We start from the raw sequence: 17,140 nt of genomic DNA on the forward strand, positions 1-17,140 counted from the left end.
CTGCGATCTTTTGATCTTGCTTTTAAAAGATCAGGATCAAAAGATCGCAGCCTTCGGCAGCTCCTACAGGGAGCCGGTTTTAATCAGAGTTCGATCAGAGCGCCCAATTCTCGCTCCAGCTCCTGCGGGTCACCCAGGTTGAACTCAATCAAGCGCCGCAGGCGTTCGATGGACTCCAGGCTGATGTGCTTGCAGACGAAGCCGAGTTGGCCATGGTCGTCGTGGGTCAGTTGCACATCCATCTTGATGTCGACCTCATCGTTGAGATGAATATCGACCAGAAAATGCCGCTCCCGAACACCTAGCCACGGCTCGGGTTTTTCGATCAACAGACCCTTGAGCGACAGATCAATCAATTTGACCGGCCAGATGTACTCGCCCTGACTCAATTCAGTCTTGGCATCGAACGCGATACGTTTGAAGCGGCGACGCTCAGCTGGGTGCTGGCTCATGGCGCAATCCTCACGAAGGTTTGCTGACTATAGACCCGACCAGTCGGTCGCAGCCAATCGTTAAGGCGTCTAGACCAATGTCGGGGTATGGCCTTTGTCGCCGTAAGCGCTAAACTCGGGGTGGCTGTCTTTCTTGTCCACCCTGGCTGGAATAATAAAATGAAAAATAATAATAGCCTGCTACGCCACTTACCCTGGCTAGTGCTGGCAATCGTAGGAGCGTGCGCCCTGGGCGTAGTGGCATTGCGCCGAGGCGAGGCGATCAACGCCTTGTGGATTGTGGTCGCTGCCGTGGCCATTTATCTGGTTGCGTACCGTTACTACAGCCTGTTCATCGCTAACCATGTGATGCAACTCGATCCGCGTCGGGCCACCCCCGCCGTGCTCAACAATGACGGTCTGGACTATGTGCCGACCAACAAACACATTCTCTTCGGTCACCACTTCGCGGCCATCGCTGGCGCGGGGCCTCTGGTCGGTCCGGTACTGGCGGCGCAGATGGGGTATTTGCCCGGCACGCTGTGGCTGATCGCTGGTGTGGTGCTGGCGGGTGCGGTGCAGGACTTCATGGTTCTGTTCATGTCGACCCGTCGTAACGGCCGCTCCCTGGGCGACATGGTGCGTGAAGAAATGGGCCGCATTCCCGGCACCATCGCCTTGTTCGGCTGCTTCCTGATCATGATCATCATCCTCGCGGTGCTGGCGCTGATCGTCGTGAAAGCCCTGGCCGAGAGTCCATGGGGCATTTTCACGGTGATGGCGACCATCCCGATCGCGATGTTCATGGGCATTTACATGCGCTACATCCGTCCGGGTCGCATTGGTGAGATCTCGGTGGTCGGCGTGTTGCTGCTGCTGGGTTCGATCTGGCTCGGTGGGCAGATCGCCGCCGATCCGGTGTGGGCCAAGGCGTTCACCTTCACGGGTGTGCAGATTACCTGGATGCTGGTCGGTTACGGTTTTGTGGCCGCTTCGCTACCGGTCTGGTTGATTCTGGCGCCGCGTGACTACCTCTCCACTTTCCTCAAGATCGGTACCATCGTCGCTTTGGCGATCGGCATTCTGGTGACCATGCCTGAGCTGAAAATGCCGGCGCTGACCCAGTTCGTCGACGGCACCGGCCCGGTGTGGAAGGGCGGTCTGTTCCCGTTCCTGTTCATCACCATCGCTTGTGGTGCGGTCTCCGGTTTCCATGCGCTGATCTCGTCGGGCACCACGCCGAAGTTGCTGGATAACGAAACCAACGCCCGTTACATCGGTTACGGCGGCATGCTGATGGAATCGTTTGTAGCGATCATGGCCATGGTTGCTGCTTCGGTGATCGAGCCTGGCGTGTACTTCGCCATGAACAGCCCGGCAGCCGTCGTCGGCAGTGATGTGGTGTCTGTTGCGCAAGTGGTCACCAGTTGGGGCTTCGCCATTACGCCTGAGGCGCTGCAAGCCGTTGCGAATGACATTGGCGAAACCACGATCCTGGCCCGTGCCGGCGGTGCGCCGACCCTGGCGGTCGGTATCGCGCAGATCCTGCACAGTGTCCTGCCGGGTGAAAACACCATGGCGTTCTGGTACCACTTCGCAATTCTGTTCGAAGCACTGTTCATCCTCACCGCTGTAGACGCCGGCACCCGTGCCGGGCGGTTCATGCTGCAGGATTTGCTCGGCTCTTTCGTGCCGGCGCTGAAACGTACCGAGTCGTGGACCGCCAACCTGATCGCTACCGCTGGTTGTGTGGCGATGTGGGGCTGGTTGCTGTACCAGGGCGTGATCGATCCACTGGGCGGCATCAACACCCTGTGGCCGCTGTTCGGTATCTCTAACCAGATGCTGGCCGGTATCGCATTGATGCTTGGTACCGTTGTGCTGATCAAAATGAAGCGCCAGCGCTACATCTGGGTCACTTTGCTTCCGGCTACCTGGCTGCTGATTTGCACCACCACAGCAGGCTTCATCAAGCTGTTCGACGCCAACCCGGCGATCGGATTCCTGTCGCTGGCCAAGAAGTACAGCGATGCACTCGCCAATGGTCAGGTGCTCGCGCCGGCCAAAAGCGTGGAGCAAATGCAGCACGTGATCTTTAACGCCTACACCAACGCAACGCTGACAGTGCTGTTCCTGTTTGTGGTGTTCAGTATCCTGTTCTACGCGCTCAAGGTCGGCATCGCCGCCTGGGGTAAAAAAGAGCGTACGGATAAAGAATCGCCATTCCAGGCCCTGCCGGATGCGTAACCAGAGGATTGCACCATGTTCAATGACCTGAGTCGCCTCGGTAAATACCTCGGTCAGGCCGCGCGCCTGATGGTCGGCATGCCCGACTACGACACCTACGTCGAGCATATGCAAACCAAGCACCCGGACAAACCGGTGATGAGCTACGAGATGTTCTTTCGCGAACGTCAGGAAGCCCGTTACGGTGGCAAGGGTGGGCCGAAGTGCTGTTGATTAGAGCCTGAGGTCGAAGCTATCCCCTGTGGGAGCGAGCCTGCTCGCGAATACGGAGTGTCAGTTGATGAATCCATTGGCTGACACACCGCTTTCGCGAGCAAGCTCGCTCCCACATTTGTTTATGTGTTCCTTTTAAGGAGATCGGATTTTGTCTTCTCCCATACCTGTCACTGTACTCAGCGGTTTCCTCGGCGCCGGCAAGACCACTTTGTTGCGGCACCTGTTGAAAGCCGAGCACGGCCTGAAAATCGCCGTGATCGAAAACGAATTCAGCGACGCCGGCATCGACACTCAGTTGCTTGGCGACGAACCTGTGCAAGTCATGACCCTGGCCAACGGCTGTGTCTGCTGCACCATCCACACCGATCTGACTAAAGCCCTGTACTTGTTGCTTGAGCGGCTGGACAGCGGCGAAATCGCCTTCGACCGACTGGTGATCGAGTGCACCGGTCTGGCCGATCCGGCACCCGTGGCGCAGACCTTTTTCATCGATGAAGAACTGCGCGAGCGTTATTTGCTCGACGGCATCATCACCTTGGTTGACGCGGCTCATGCCGATGTACACCTGACTCAGACCATCGCCCAGGCGCAGATCGGTTTCGCCGACCGCTTGCTGGTCAGCAAGACTGATCTGGTGGATGAAGCAGCGTTCACCGCGTTGAGTGAGCGCCTGACGCGGATCAACCGTCGTGCGCCGATCCGTGTGGTCGAGCACGGCAACATCCATCTGGCTGAATTGCTCGACGTGCGCGGCTTCAACCTCAACGCCGATCTCGGCGGTGGGCTGAATCTGCGTCCGGTCAGCAAGGCGCCGTCCATTGACCGCATCTCCAGCCTCGTGCTGCGCACCGAGCAGCCGCTGGATATCGATCAGCTCAGCGAGTTCATGAATGAGTTGCTGGAAGAACACGGCAAACAATTGCTGCGTTACAAAGGCGTGCTGAACATTGCCGGGGAAGATCGGCGATTGGTGTTTCAGGGTGTGCTGAAACTCTATGGTTTCGACTGGGACACCGAATGGGCCGAAGGTGAGGCGCGCGAAAGTGTGATTGTGTTTATTGCTGATGACTTGCCGGAAGAGAAGATTCGGGCGGGGTTTGCCAAGGTTTCGGCAGCCTGATGGATCTTCGGTGTCAGAGATGACGCCATCGCGGGCTTGCCCGCGATGGCGATCTATCCGGCAGCGCAGTGCGCATTGACGGAATACAACAGGGTGCCTTCCAAATGATCCAGATGTTGATTCATCAACATCGCCGCTTTAGCCGCATCCCCACATTCCACCGCCTCAACAATCATCAAATGCTCCTGCCACGCGCAACAACTGCGCGTCGTTCCATCACCCCGCGCAATCGCCAGTGACGTAATCGGCACAAGGCTGCCGAGAAAATGCGCCAACGGTGCGTTCCCCGCCATCTGCGCCAATTGCAGATGAAACTCCCCCGACAATCGAATCGCCGCGCCGCGCCGATCCTGCTCTACGGCCTGACGCTCGCGCTCGATCAAGGCGCGCAGGCGTTTCACGCCATCAGCCTGTGGTCGCTGACAAGCCAGGCGCACCAGTGTGTTTTCGGTCAGGCGCCGTGCATGCAAGGTCTGCCGGGTCTGCTCCATATCGGGCGTCGCAACACGCGGCCGATGATTGGCGCGCAGGACGATCACTTGTTCATGGGACAACTGCGTCAGCACCCGACGCACGTCCGCGCGGCTGACGCCGAACATCTGCTTGAGGCTCTCTTCGGTGAAGCGGCTGGCCGGGTCGATACGTTGTTCCAGAATCGCATCGAACAGCCGTGGATACAGGTCATCAATGCGGGAGAAGGGCAGGGCGGCCGACATATGGCGAGTGCGCTGTGGTGAGGCAAGACTGTTCATGGCCGGTCTCCAGTGGGAAGAAATTCAGTTGTTCAAATTGTCGTCCGGAATGTTCAGCTCGATGCCCATCCGCTGGCCTTCGCGCAGGATGTGCCGGCGCATTTCGGCGCTGGCCTGGGCGCTGTTTTTGCTGCGGATCGCACGAACCACGGCTTCGTTTTCCTCCAACCTTTCGGCCAGATGCTCAGGGGAATTGCGCAGCACCTCGGCGCTTTGCTTGAGGGCATTGCTGGTCTGTTGCACCACGCTCTGGAAGATCGGATTCGACGTCAGGGTGAACAGCTCTTCGTGAAACGCGATGTAGGCGCTGACCCCGGCTTCGCTATCACCCGCCTCGAGGGCTTCGCGCATGTCCATCAGAGTCAGGCGCAACTGGCCGACTTCCTTGCTGCTGATCGACTGGGCAACGAGGCCGACGATGAACGGCTCAAGGGTGTAGCGCAGTTGCAGCACGTCTTCGAGACTGGCGCTGGCCACTGCACTGTCGTGGCTTTGGCTGTCGCTGAGCTGTGCGTCGAGTACGACTACGCCTTTGCCCGGCATCGAGCGCACGAGACCGAGGGTTTCCAGGACGATCACCGCTTCGCGCAGGCTCGGGCGGCTGATGCCCAGTTGCTCGGCCAGTTCGCGCTGGCCCGGCAGCATGTCGCCGGAGCGCCACTGACCACGGGCCAGTGCGGCCCGGAGTTTTTCTACGACTGAGTTGACGACGGTTGAGGTGGTAATCACGTGTCTTGCTCCATGAGCCGTGCCTGCGGGTCAGTAGGCACTGCGATCAATCAGAATTCTTTGGCCGCCGCTTGAGCGACGGTTTTTCTCGGCTGAAAGGTATAGCCCTGCTCGCCGTTGAGCACCTTGTTCGCCCGTTGCACATCGATGTCCTTCTCCCAACGAGCGATGGCCACGGTGGCGACGCAGTTGCCGATCAGGTTAGTCAGTGCGCGGCCGATGCCCATGAACCAGTCCACCGCCAGCACTAACACCAGACCGACCACCGGAATGGCCGGGATCGCCGTCAATGTCGCCGCCAGAATCACCAGTGCCGAACCGGGAATGCCATGGGCGCCTTTGGAGGTGATCAGCGACACCAGCAGAATCGTCAGCAAATCAGTCATGGCCAGCGGCGTGCCGGTGGCGTTGGCGATGAACACGATGGCCAGGGTCAGATAGATCGAGAAACCGTCGAGGTTGAACGAGTAGCCGGTGGGAATCACCAGCCCGACCGTCGAGCTGCCGATCCCCAAGTGTTCAAGTTTGCGCATGATCTGTGGCAGCACGGCGTCAGACGACGCGGTGCCCATGACGATCAGCAGTTCTTCACGCAGGTATTTGAGCAGCGGCCACATGCGCAGGCCGGAGGCGCGCATCACCACACCGAGAATCACGCTGACGAAGGCGACGCAGGTCAGGTAGAACAGACCAACCAGACTGCCCAGGTGTTGCAGCGAGTCGAGGCCATATTTGCTGGTGGTGAACGCGATGGCGCCGAACACACCGATCGGCGCCAGACGCACGATCATGCCCATGATGCGGAAGATCACATGGCTCAGTTCGTTGATCAGGCGCGAGATCCCGGAAGCGGCTTCGCCGACCAGGTTCAATGCGCTGCCGAACAGCACCGAGAACAGCAGTACCTGCAGGATGTTGTTGTCGGCAAACGCGCCGATCACCGACGTCGGGATCAGGTCCATCAGGAACTGCGTGGTGGTGTGCATGTGCTGGCTGCGTTCGGCGAGGTCGCCCATGTCGGCGGCGGACAGTTGCTCCAGATGGATATTGGCGCCGCTGCCGATGCCGGTGCTGAAGGCGAACACCAGACCGATCACCAAGGCGATGGTGGTCAACACTTCAAAGTAGATAACGGATTTGAGGCCGATGCGCCCGACCTTCTTCAGATCGCCCGCGCCACTGATGCCGCTGACCACCACGCAGAATACGATCAGACCGATGAGCATCTTGATCAGTTTGATGAAGCCGTCACCGAGCGGTTTGAGCTGGGCCGAGTATTCAGGAAGGGTCAGTCCGCAGACGATGCCAAGCACCAGTCCGAGAACCACTTGGAGGAAGATTGAACGCGAGCACCATCTGAGCATGGGAGGAATCCTGGTCGGTGTCCTGGCTGCCGTGCGCGTGGCGCATCAGATTCAGGACTTAATTATTGTGGTCTTACCGGTATGTCCAGTGCGGGTGCAGTCTAGGCGCGGATTTTTGCGGATCGCAAGTGAAAATTGACGAATTGGCATGACCGGTCTGACCAGTTGTGCGGTGAGTCCCATTCTTGAGCGGTTCAGGCGTTTGAAAAAATGCGGACATAAAAAAACCGGCCAATCACTTGGCCGGTTTTTCATGCTGCGGATTTATCGTCGCGATTAAGCGCCGTACACCGGCAGTTTCTTGCAGATGGCTTTGACTTTCTCACGAACGGCGTCGATCACCGCTTCATTGTTCAGGTCAGCCAGGATGTCGCAGATCCAGCCGGCCAGCTCTTTGCACTCAGCCTCTTTGAAGCCACGAGTGGTCACAGCCGGAGTACCGAAGCGCAGGCCGGAAGTGACGAACGGGGAGCGTGGATCGTTAGGCACGGAGTTCTTGTTCACGGTGATGAACGCTTTGCCCAGAGCGGCGTCTGCGTCTTTACCGGAGATTTCCTGCTTGATCAGCGACAGCAGGAACAGGTGGTTTTCAGTACCGCCGGACACCACGTCGAAACCGCGCTCGATGAACACACCGGCCATGGCCTTGGCGTTTTTCACCACTTGCTGCTGGTAAGTCTTGAACTCAGGCTGCAGCGCTTCCTTGAAGCAGATCGCTTTAGCGGCGATCACGTGCTCCAGCGGGCCACCCTGGGCACCCGGGAATACCGCGGAGTTCAGCTTCTTCTCGATGTCGGCGTTGGCGCGAGCCAGGATCAGGCCGCCACGTGGACCGCGCAGGGTCTTGTGCGTGGTGGTGGTCACGACGTCAGCGAATGGCACCGGGTTCGGGTAGACGCCAGCGGCGACCAGACCGGCCACGTGAGCCATGTCGACGAACAGGTAGGCGCCAACCTTGTCAGCGATAGCGCGGAAGCGTGGGAAATCCAGAATCTGCGAGTAGGCAGAGAAACCGGCCACGATCATTTTTGGCTTGTGCTCAACCGCCAGACGCTCGACTTCGTCGTAGTCGATCAGGCCGTTGGCGTCGATGCCGTACTGGATAGCGTTGTACAGCTTGCCGGAGGAGGAAACGCTGGCGCCGTGGGTCAGGTGACCGCCGTGGGCCAGGCTCATGCCCAGAATGGTGTCACCGGCCGACAGCAGGGCCAGGTAAACAGCAGCGTTGGCTTGCGAACCGGCGTGCGGCTGAACGTTGGCGTAATCGGCGCCGAACAGTTCTTTGGCGCGGTCGATGGCCAGTTGCTCAACAACGTCGACGAACTCGCAACCACCGTAGTAGCGCTTGCCCGGATAACCTTCGGCGTACTTGTTGGTCAGTACCGAGCCTTGAGCCTCCATCACCGCTGGGCTGGTGTAGTTCTCCGAAGCGATCAGCTCGATGTGTTCTTCCTGGCGCTGAGCTTCTTGCTCCATGGCGGCAAAAAGATCGGCGTCGTACTTGGCAATAGTCAAATCACGGCTGAACATGGCGGTCCTCAAGGATTGGGGGCAGAAAAGGGGGGCATTCTAACCCAATGGGTTTTGGATGGCATATGAAACGACATCATGTCGCAGACAAGTGGTTTTCATGACCGATGTGCGGTGCTTTTGAAGGCCTCTTCGCGAGCAGGCTCGCGAAGGCCGCACCGCCGATGTTCAGTCGAACATGAAGAGGGCGTCATTGCTGAACTGCGCCTCAAACCGACCCGCCGGCATCGGCCTTCCAAACAGATACCCCTGAACCTCATCGCAGCCATGCTCACGCAGGAAGTCGAGCTGCTCATGGGTTTCCACACCCTCGGCAATCACCGCCAGATTCAAGCTGTGGGCCATGGCGATGATCGCCCGGGCTATCTGCGCGTCCTGTTCGCCGGACGGCAAACCGTCGACGAAGGTGCGGTCGATCTTCAACACGTCGATCGGGAATTGCTTGAGGTAGTTCAGCGATGAATAACCGGTGCCGAAGTCGTCGACCGCGATGCTCAGGCCAAGGTTTTTCAGCCCGGCGAGAATCTGCATGGCTTCGCTGACCTCGCGCATCAGGATACTTTCGGTCAGTTCCAGCTCCAGGCATGCCGGCGGCAGGCCGGTTTCGCGCAGGATGGTGGCGATCCGCGTGCCGAGTTGGCCATCGGAGAACTGCCGCGCCGAGATGTTCACCGACACCTTTGGCACGCGCACGCGGCTCTGGTGCCAGGTCTTGAGCTGACGGCAGGCCTCGCTGATCACCCAGTCGCCGACGTCCACCACCAGTCCGAGTTCTTCCAGCACCGGAATGAAATCCCCCGGCGGCACCAGCCCACGACGCGGATGACGCCAGCGCAGCAGGGCTTCGGCGCCGGTCAGGCGCTTGCCGTCGCCGCTGAATTGGGGTTGGTAATACAGGACGAATTCGTTCTGCTCCAAGGCATGGCGCAGGTCGCTTTCCAGCTCCAGACGCTCCAGCGCACTGGCGTTCATGTCGGCCTGATAGAACTGGAAGTTGTTCTTGCCGCGCTCTTTGGCGTGGTACATCGCGGTGTCGGCGTTCTTCATCAACTGGCTGAGTTCGTTGCCGTCCTGCGGACTCAGGGCGATGCCGATACTAGCGGTGACGAAGAACTCGCGACCCTCAAGCACGAACGGTCGTACCAGACTGCCGAGAATCTGCTCGGCCACATGGATCGCCCGGTTCAGCGCCAGCTCCCGACTTGAGCGGTGCTGCAGCAGGAGAGTGAACTCATCGCCACCCATCCGCGCCACGGTGTCGTCATCGTCGACGCAGGCCAGCAGGCGTGTGGCCATGTCTTTCAACATGCGGTCGCCGGCGGCATGGCCGAGGGAGTCATTGATCGGTTTGAAACGGTCGAGGTCGAGAAACATCAGCACCACCCACGACTTCTGCCGCTCGGCTGCTTGCAGCGCAGTGTGCAGGCGATCCTGGAACAGTGTGCGGTTGGGCAGATGGGTCAGGGCGTCGTAATAGGCGAGGCGGTGGATGCGCTGTTCGCTGGCCTTGCGCTCGCTGATGTCGCTGAAGAAGCACACGTAACTGGCCAGATCACCCTCGTCGTCGAGCACGGCGGTGATGCCGACCCACGCCGGGTAGTGCTCGCCGTTGCGGCGTTTGAGCCAGACTTCGCCTTCCCACGTACTGTGCTGATGCAGTTGCTTGAGCACGTAACGCAGGTGCGCATCCTGTTGCTCGTCGACGGTGAGCATGTTGGGCAATTGGTCGAGCACTTCCGCCACCGCGTAACCGCTGACCCGACTGAACGCCTCGTTGGCCTGGACGATGTAACCGGCCGGGTCGGTGATCAGGATCGCCGACGTCGAGTGTTCGAATACCGTGGCGGCCATGCGCAAATCTTTCTCGGCGCGGCGCTGCTGACTGATGTCGCGACCAACGCCGAGCACGCCTTCGAACGCGCCGTGTTCGTCCCACACCAGCACCAGACGCAGTTCGATCGGGATCTTGCGGCCATCGGCGCGCAGGCAGTCGAACAGGAACAGTTGGGTCTGCACCTGATTGCGCAAAATGGCTAACTGTTCGGGTTTATCCAGGGCTTTGCTGACGCGATCCATCAGTGTGTAGATGCCGCTCAGTTGCTGCGGGTTGGCGATGGTCGATTGCCAGCCGTTCTGGAAAATCCATTCGGCGTCGTAGCCCAGCACCGCTTGCACCGACGGGCTGACGTAGTTCAGCGAGAGCTTGCTGTCGGTGGAGAAGATCACGTCGCTGATGCTTTCGGCGAGCATCCGGTAGCGCTGCTCGCTGTCGCGCAGGGATTCGCTGGCTTCTATCTGTTCGGTGATGTCCTTGGCCACGCCGATGATCCGCGTGACCTGATCGTGCTTGTCCCGGGCCAGTGCCTGTTCACGAATGTCGAAGCGCCGCCATTCGCCGTCGCGATGGCGGAAGCGCAACTGGCACTGCAACAGTTGGCTGTAACCGGCGTGGCGCTGCATCTGCCGTGAGCGATGGTAATAGTCGGCGTCTTCCGGGTGCAGGAGAATTTCCCAGAAGTACTCGCCCATCTGATGCAGTTCGGTGCGGTTGTAACCGAGGGTCTGGCCGAGATGGTGGTTGCTGAAAATCATCCGCTGGCTGATCACATCCTGCACGTACAGATGATCCGGCACGGTGCGCACCACGTCCGACCAGAAGCCCTCGCGCTCCAGCAGCGACAGCTCGATCAGCTTGCGGCTGGTGATGTCGTTGATACTCAGGATCACCGCTTTATAGTCGTGCCGCTCGGTCGGCAGGCGCAGCACCATCCACAGGTGTTGATCGCGACCGTTGATGTCCGGGAGTTTGATTTCCAGTTCCAGCTGCTTTTGTTGCTGGAGCACCGCGTCGAGTACTTGATGGCCGATCGCGCAGTGACGATGTGGATGACCGTCGATCAACAACTGCCAGGCGTGTTCGCAGGAATTGACATTGAGCAATTGCAGCGCGACCTGATTGACCTCGGTGACGCGCAGTTCCTGCAGCAATTGCTGGCGCTGTTGCGGCTGGTCCAGCCAGGCCTTGAGCTGGTCGCTGGTCTGGATCTGCGCCTTGTCGAAAATCTGCTTGAGCCCGGACAGATCGAGCACGCACAGGGCCACCCCGGTACCGTCGAAAATGTCCTGATAGCGGCGGCGGCCTTCATGTAATTGGCGCTGACGCCGGCGCATGTTCAGTAGCGCGATCACCGGTAGCATCGAGAACGCCAGGCCCAGCAGGCATTTGCCGATGAACGCCGGCAGCAACTCCTCCAGCACGCGCTGGCGGTCGAACAGGCCACGCAATTGCCAATCACTGCTGCTCAGCGGCACGGTGAGTACGGTGTTGGCCAGATCGTCCGGGCTCAGCACGCCAGGCTTGGCGGATGACAGGGCTTCGTCGCGACTGATGATCTGATGGTTGATACGGTTTTCCACCAGCCACAGCGGACGCAGGCCGGTTTCACTCTGCTTGGTCAGCGAGTCGAAGAACGTCGGCGTCAGGCGCAAAGCCCAGTAGGCGCGGGTACTGCCGCTGGCCTGATGCAACAACAGATGCACCACCGAGCCATCGTCGGCGTTACTGAAATAGTGCGCCTGGGCGCGGCTGCGGCGTACCAGTTCGGTGAGGTAGCTGGCGTCGGAGCTGTCGGCGGCGCTGTCGCTGATAATACGCCCGGAAGGGCTGAGCAACGCGAGGCTGCGCAGGTCAGGCAGCGATTGCTGGAGCTTGCGCAGCAACTGCTGCTGTTCGTCGGCCGATTGCGGTTGTTCGACGATCGGTAGCAGATTGAGGGCGATTTGCGCATTCAGCGCCATGTTCAGGCTGACCTGCGAGGCGAGGTCGGCGGTGTAATCGATGGTGTACTGGCGCTGGTTATTCTGGGTTTCGCGCAGTTGATCGAGCAGTTGCCAGAACAGCAGCGCCAGCAGCAAAAGCACGAGTGTCGCCAGCGCACCCTTTAATGTCCCGCGCAGGGGCGAGCCGGGCGCCGGTTGGGTGCTGCTCACAGAGGCTGGCGGAGTGACATTGGACAAGCTGTAATCCTGCGATCTGGCTGGACTGGCGCGACGTGCACTATAAGCCGGACGCCCAAAGGGCGGCTAGCATGCCTTGAGTCGTGGCGAAGTGCCAGCCCATCGCGGCTGGACTGCCTTCCGTCAATCAGGTAGCTTTGCCGGTTACGCGGGAGCGTTCCAGCTCCTAGAATCAGACTTTTTTCAGCGCGCACGCATTGATCACCATCAAGTGAACGACGCGCACGGTCTGGCCGGGCATCGCCTGCGCTCCAATCATTCATCTGTCACTGACCCAAGGTTCTCCATGGCTCAATACGTCTTCACCATGCATCGGCTGGGCAAAGTTGTTCCGCCGAAGCGGGAAATCCTGAAAAACATTTCGCTGTCCTTCTTCCCTGGCGCCAAGATCGGTGTACTCGGCCTTAACGGTTCGGGTAAGTCCACGCTGCTGAAAATCATGGCCGGCGTCGACACCGAGTTCGAAGGCGAAGCCCGTCCGATGCCGGACCTGAACATCGGTTATCTGCCGCAAGAACCGCAACTTGATCCGACCAAGACCGTGCGTGAAGTGGTCGAGGAAGCGGTCAGCGTGATCAAGAACGCCCAGGCGCGCCTGGACGAGGTCTACGCGGCTTACGCTGAAGAAGACGCCGATTTCGACAAACTGGCAGCTGAACAGGCCAAGCTCGAAGCGATCCTGCAAGCCAGCGACGGCCACAATCTGGATCGTCAACTGGAAGTCGCTGCCGATGCGCTGCGTCTGCCGGCATGGGACGCCAAGGTCGAATTCCTCTCCGGTGGTGAAAAGCGTCGTGTGGCCCTGTGCCGTCTGCTGCTGTCCGCTCCGGACATGCTGCTGCTCGACGAACCAACCAACCACTTGGACGCCGACTCGGTGGCGTGGCTGGAGCACTTCCTGCACGACTTCCCGGGCACCGTGGTTGCGATCACGCACGACCGTTACTTCCTGGACAACGTTGCTGGCTGGATTCTGGAACTCGACCGCGGTGCGGGCATTCCTTACGAGGGCAACTATTCGGGTTGGCTTGAAGCCAAGTCCGATCGTCTGGCTGCCGAATCCAAGCAGCAGTCGGCCCACGAAAAAGCCATGAAAGAAGAACTGGAGTGGGTGCGCAAAGGCGCCAAGGCCCGCCAGTCGAAATCCAAGGCTCGTCTGCAACGCTTCGAAGAAATGCAATCGCAGGAATTCCAGAAGCGTTCGGAAACCAACGAGATCTACATCCCGGCCGGTCCGCGCCTGGGCGACAAGGTCATCGAGTTCAAGAACGTCACCAAGGGCTACGGCGATCGCGTGCTGATCGACAACCTGTCGTTCTCGATGCCGAAAGGCGCCATCGTCGGCGTGATCGGCGGTAACGGTGCCGGTAAGTCGACCCTGTTCCGCATGCTGATGGGCAAGGAAACGCCGGACTCGGGCAGCATCGAAGTCGGCGAAACCGTGCAACTGGCCTGCGTGGATCAGAGCCGCGAAGACCTCGACGGCAGCAAGACTGTGTTCCAGCAGATCTCCGACGGTTCCGACCAGATCCGCATCGGTAACTACGAGATCCCGTCGCGCACCTACGTCGGTCGCTTCAACTTCAAGGGCGGCGATCAGCAGAAGTTCGTCAAGGACCTGTCCGGTGGTGAGCGCGGTCGTCTGCATCTGGCGCTGACCCTGAAGGAGGGCGGCAACGTCCTGCTGCTCGACGAACCGTCCAACGACCTCGACGTTGAAACCCTGCGTTCCCTGGAAGAAGCCCTGCTGGACTTCCCGGGCGCCGCCATTGTGATCTCTCACGATCGGTGGTTCCTTGACCGCGTCGCGACCCACATCCTGGCGTACGAAGACGACTCGCAAGCGATCTTCTTCGAAGGCAACTACACCGAGTACGAAGCCGACCGCAAAAAGCGCCTCGGCGAAGCGGCTGCCCAGCCACACCGGGTACGTCACAAGAAACTGGCCTGATATCGGGTTGGTTGCACAAAGAGCGGAGCCTTAGGGCTCCGTTTTTTTTGCCAGGGATTTTCAGGGATACCGAGTTGTATTCATCGCTGGCTTGCCAGCGATGACGCTATAACTGTTGGTGCATTACCCAAATTTGCTCTCACCAATCAGGTGCAATATCAATCAAAAAAGACTTCTGATTTATATCCTGTGCACCATTTGATTTCATATCTGCGACATTTTGCGCTATTTCTGTGTGCAATTCGTTTGTTACAGTCCGGCCCAATCTCCTCCAACGACAATAAATTTGCCGAGACTTTTCCCATGATCGAATCCGTCGAATCCGTCGAATCCTTCCTCGCACGCCTGAAAAAACGCGACCCGGATCAACCCGAATTCCACCAGGCTGTCGAAGAAGTCCTGCGCAGTCTCTGGCCGTTTCTCGAAGCCAATCCGCGTTACCTGACCTCGGGGATTCTGGAGCGCATCTGCGAGCCGGAACGGGCGGTAGTGTTTCGCGTGTCGTGGGTCGACGATCAGGGCAAGGTTCAGGTCAATCGCGGTTTCCGAGTCCAGATGAACAGCGCCATCGGCCCGTACAAGGGCGGCCTGCGTTTTCATCCGTCGGTGAATCTGGGCGTGCTGAAATTCCTCGCCTTCGAACAGACCTTCAAAAACTCGCTCACGTCGCTGCCCATGGGTGGCGGCAAGGGCGGTTCGGACTTCGATCCGAAGGGCAAGAGTGACGCCGAAGTCTTGCGGTTCTGCCAGGCGTTCATGAGCGAGTTGTACCGCCACATCGGCGCGGATGTTGACGTGCCGGCCGGTGACATCGGCGTTGGCGCGCGGGAGATCGGTTTTCTGTTCGGCCAATACAAACGCCTGAGCAACCAGTTCACCAGTGTGCTGACCGGCAAAGGCATGACTTACGGCGGCAGTTTGATCCGCCCGGAAGCTACCGGTTTTGGCTGTGTGTACTTCGCCGAAGAAATGCTCAAGCGTCGCGAGCAGACCGTCGAAGGCAAGCGCGTGGCGATCTCCGGTTCCGGCAACGTCGCGCAATACGCGGCGCGCAAGGTGATGGATCTGGGCGGCAAAGTGATTTCCCTGTCCGACTCCGAAGGCACGCTGTATTGCGAGGCGGGGTTGAGCGAAGAACAGTGGTCGGCGCTGCTGGAACTGAAAAACGTCAAACGCGGGCGGATCAGCGAAATGGCGGCGGCATTTGGCCTGGAGTTCCGTGTTGGTCAGCACCCATGGTCGCTGCCGTGCGACATCGCGCTGCCCTGCGCCACCCAGAACGAACTCGACGCCGATGCCGCCCGCACGCTGCTGCGCAATGGCTGCGTGTGCGTGGCCGAAGGCGCGAACATGCCGGCCACGCTGGAGGCTGTGGATATCTTTATCGATGCCGGCATTCTGTTCGCGCCGGGCAAGGCCTCCAATGCCGGCGGCGTGGCGGTGAGTGGGCTGGAAATGTCGCAGAACGCCATGCGTCTGCTGTGGACGGCGGGCGAGGTGGACAGCAAGTTGCACGCGATCATGCAGTCGATCCACCACGCTTGCGTGCATTACGGCGAAGAGAACGGGCGGATCAACTACGTCAAAGGCGCGAACATCGCAGGCTTCGTCAAAGTCGCCGATGCGATGCTGGCGCAGGGTGTGGTTTAACTCGGTTCGACGCGGATCACTTCAATCACTTGATCGCCGGCGGGGCGCTGCCACAGCACCTCGTCGTTGAGCCGGGCACCGAGCAGTGCGCGGCCCAAAGGTGATCCCCAATTGATCAGGCCTTTGGCGGCGTCGGCCTGATCTTCGCCCACCAGTTGCACCCGGCGTTCGGTGCTGTGTTCGTCGGCGTAGGTGACCCAACTGCCGATCTGCACCTTGTCGGTGGAGGTCGCGGCGACGGCGACCTGCGCGCTGCTCAGGCGTTGGTTGAAGTAGCGCAGATCCCGTTCAAGATCGGCCAGGCGCTGTTTGTCAGCCTGTTCGCCCTTGGCCGATTGCTCGGCGTGCAGGGCTTGCAGCTCGGCAACTTTCGCCTGCAACTGCGCCAGCCCTTGCGGGGTGACGTAATTGGGCTGTGTGCTGACCTGCCGTTCGACCGGTTGATCGGCTTGCGCAGCGGCATTGTCTTCGTTGACGAAAGCGCGACTCATGGTGTCCTCCTCTTCATAGAGTTTGGGCCATGGTCGCCGGCATTTGGTTTCACTGGATGTCTGGAAGCGACCTACTGCGAGCGATAAGCCCGCCCGGCGTCCTGGTCTTTCTGTTGCTGCCAGGCGCGTTCGCGTTCGTCCCAATGTTCGTTGCGATATTCTTCGCGACCCTTGTTTTCCAGCATTGCCTGACACTGGCGGAAGCCATCGGTCCAGCCTTCGGCGTACTGCTTGTCCTTGAGATAGCGCGGCACGTTCTTGCGGAATTCACCGCTGATCGAACCGGCCGCCTGGCGGCCGCTGACACAACCGTCATCGAAACCGTCGGCGAAGGCCGGTGGATAACCTTTGGCAATCAAATCTTCGTGAGTGGTCTGGCAACCGCTCAGCACCAGCAAAACGCCCAGCAAACCCGCACACCGCCACATCGCACTCTCCCGCGCCGGTTCTCGGCTTATGGGGAAAGTCTAGAAGGGGATTCGTTGGATGTTGGTGAAAGGCATGTGAGTAATTCGTTGAGCGCTGCAATTCCCTTGTAGGAGTGAGCCTGCTCGCGATAGCAATCTGTCAGTTGATAACGATGTAGCTGACACACCGCTATCGCGAGCAGGCTCACTCCTACAGGGGAAGGTCGGTGTATTC

Annotated in this window: 13 protein-coding genes; 5 read left to right on the top strand and 8 right to left on the bottom strand. The window is 59.6% G+C overall.

Annotation, left to right across the window (positions count from 1 at the left end; translation table 11 throughout):
- Nucleotides 1–83: 83 nt before the first annotated feature.
- Entirely contained in the window at nt 84–452 is a 369-nt protein-coding gene (locus IAI51_RS14965) for a PilZ domain-containing protein (protein WP_187679182.1), read from the bottom strand.
- 159 nt (nt 453–611) lie between these two features.
- Here IAI51_RS14965 and IAI51_RS14970 point away from each other — a divergent pair, with 159 nt between their 5' ends.
- From IAI51_RS14970 to yjiA, 3 genes are all read left to right on the top strand, one after another.
- Nucleotides 612–2,678: a carbon starvation CstA family protein gene (locus IAI51_RS14970; protein ID WP_187679183.1), complete on the top strand. Its 2,067-nt coding sequence runs from the start codon at nt 612–614 to the stop codon at nt 2,676–2,678.
- A gap of 15 nt (nt 2,679–2,693) precedes the next feature.
- A complete protein-coding gene (locus tag IAI51_RS14975) occupies nt 2,694–2,891 on the top strand; it encodes a YbdD/YjiX family protein (RefSeq protein WP_003228401.1) in 198 nt (65 codons plus the stop codon).
- Between the two features lie 151 nt (nt 2,892–3,042).
- Nucleotides 3,043–4,014 carry a GTPase gene (yjiA, locus tag IAI51_RS14980; protein WP_187679184.1) on the top strand — a complete coding sequence of 324 codons (972 nt, stop codon included), beginning with the start codon at nt 3,043–3,045 and terminating at the stop codon, nt 4,012–4,014.
- 53 nt (nt 4,015–4,067) lie between these two features.
- Here yjiA and IAI51_RS14985 read toward each other — a convergent pair whose 3' ends face one another.
- The 5 genes from IAI51_RS14985 to morA all read right to left on the bottom strand — a co-directional run bounded on the left by IAI51_RS14985 (nt 4,068) and on the right by morA (nt 12,406).
- Nucleotides 4,068–4,766 (bottom strand): GntR family transcriptional regulator, encoded by a 699-nt coding sequence (locus IAI51_RS14985; protein ID WP_187679185.1) that lies wholly within the window; start codon nt 4,764–4,766, stop codon nt 4,068–4,070.
- A 24-nt stretch (nt 4,767–4,790) separates the two neighbouring features.
- Entirely contained in the window at nt 4,791–5,495 is a 705-nt protein-coding gene (locus IAI51_RS14990) for a FadR/GntR family transcriptional regulator (protein WP_187679186.1), read from the bottom strand.
- A 50-nt stretch (nt 5,496–5,545) separates the two neighbouring features.
- On the bottom strand, nt 5,546–6,859 hold the full coding sequence (locus IAI51_RS14995) for a C4-dicarboxylate transporter DctA (protein WP_187679187.1): 1,314 nt from the start codon (nt 6,857–6,859) through the stop codon (nt 5,546–5,548).
- 276 nt (nt 6,860–7,135) lie between these two features.
- On the bottom strand, nt 7,136–8,389 hold the full coding sequence (gene glyA / locus IAI51_RS15000; protein WP_187679188.1) for a serine hydroxymethyltransferase: 1,254 nt from the start codon (nt 8,387–8,389) through the stop codon (nt 7,136–7,138).
- Between the two features lie 168 nt (nt 8,390–8,557).
- Complete coding sequence (morA, locus tag IAI51_RS15005) at nt 8,558–12,406, bottom strand: cyclic di-GMP receptor MorA (RefSeq protein WP_187679189.1); 3,849 nt, start codon at nt 12,404–12,406, stop codon at nt 8,558–8,560.
- Nucleotides 12,407–12,692: 286 nt separating this feature from the next.
- Between morA and ettA the strand changes: the two genes are divergently transcribed.
- Together ettA and gdhA are read left to right on the top strand one after the other, a co-directional pair.
- Entirely contained in the window at nt 12,693–14,357 is a 1,665-nt protein-coding gene (gene ettA, locus IAI51_RS15010) for an energy-dependent translational throttle protein EttA (protein ID WP_187679258.1), read from the top strand.
- A 303-nt stretch (nt 14,358–14,660) separates the two neighbouring features.
- The gene (gdhA, locus tag IAI51_RS15015; protein ID WP_187679190.1) at nt 14,661–16,007 is read left to right on the top strand and encodes an NADP-specific glutamate dehydrogenase; all 1,347 of its coding nucleotides are present in this window, start codon (nt 14,661–14,663) and stop codon (nt 16,005–16,007) included.
- On the opposite strand, the gene IAI51_RS15020 is transcribed toward gdhA, so the two are convergent.
- Nucleotides 16,004–16,498: a GreA/GreB family elongation factor gene (locus IAI51_RS15020; protein ID WP_187679191.1), complete on the bottom strand. Its 495-nt coding sequence runs from the start codon at nt 16,496–16,498 to the stop codon at nt 16,004–16,006. The two genes, gdhA and IAI51_RS15020, sit on opposite strands and share 4 nt — an antisense overlap.
- Before the next feature lie 71 nt (nt 16,499–16,569).
- On the bottom strand, nt 16,570–16,926 hold the full coding sequence (locus IAI51_RS15025) for a hypothetical protein (protein WP_187679192.1): 357 nt from the start codon (nt 16,924–16,926) through the stop codon (nt 16,570–16,572).
- Nucleotides 16,927–17,140: the final 214 nt, after the last annotated feature.

The sequence above is a fragment of the Pseudomonas sp. N40(2020) genome (assembly GCF_014472415.1).
Lineage (GTDB): Bacteria > Pseudomonadota > Gammaproteobacteria > Pseudomonadales > Pseudomonadaceae > Aquipseudomonas.

Excerpts from the sequence above, each read along its gene's own strand:
- glyA (WP_187679188.1), bottom strand. The coding sequence starts at position 8,389 with ATGTTCAGCCGTGATTTGACTATTGCCAAGTACGACGCCGATCTTTTT.
- IAI51_RS14965 (WP_187679182.1), bottom strand. The coding sequence starts at position 452 with ATGAGCCAGCACCCAGCTGAGCGTCGCCGCTTCAAACGTATCGCGTTC.
- ettA (WP_187679258.1), top strand. The coding sequence starts at position 12,693 with ATGGCTCAATACGTCTTCACCATGCATCGGCTGGGCAAAGTTGTTCCG.
- IAI51_RS14975 (WP_003228401.1), top strand. The coding sequence starts at position 2,694 with ATGTTCAATGACCTGAGTCGCCTCGGTAAATACCTCGGTCAGGCCGCG.
- IAI51_RS14985 (WP_187679185.1), bottom strand. The coding sequence starts at position 4,766 with ATGAACAGTCTTGCCTCACCACAGCGCACTCGCCATATGTCGGCCGCC.
- IAI51_RS14970 (WP_187679183.1), top strand. The coding sequence starts at position 612 with ATGAAAAATAATAATAGCCTGCTACGCCACTTACCCTGGCTAGTGCTG.
- gdhA (WP_187679190.1), top strand. The coding sequence starts at position 14,661 with ATGATCGAATCCGTCGAATCCGTCGAATCCTTCCTCGCACGCCTGAAA.
- IAI51_RS15020 (WP_187679191.1), bottom strand. The coding sequence starts at position 16,498 with ATGAGTCGCGCTTTCGTCAACGAAGACAATGCCGCTGCGCAAGCCGAT.
- IAI51_RS14995 (WP_187679187.1), bottom strand. The coding sequence starts at position 6,859 with ATGCTCAGATGGTGCTCGCGTTCAATCTTCCTCCAAGTGGTTCTCGGA.
- IAI51_RS15025 (WP_187679192.1), bottom strand. The coding sequence starts at position 16,926 with ATGTGGCGGTGTGCGGGTTTGCTGGGCGTTTTGCTGGTGCTGAGCGGT.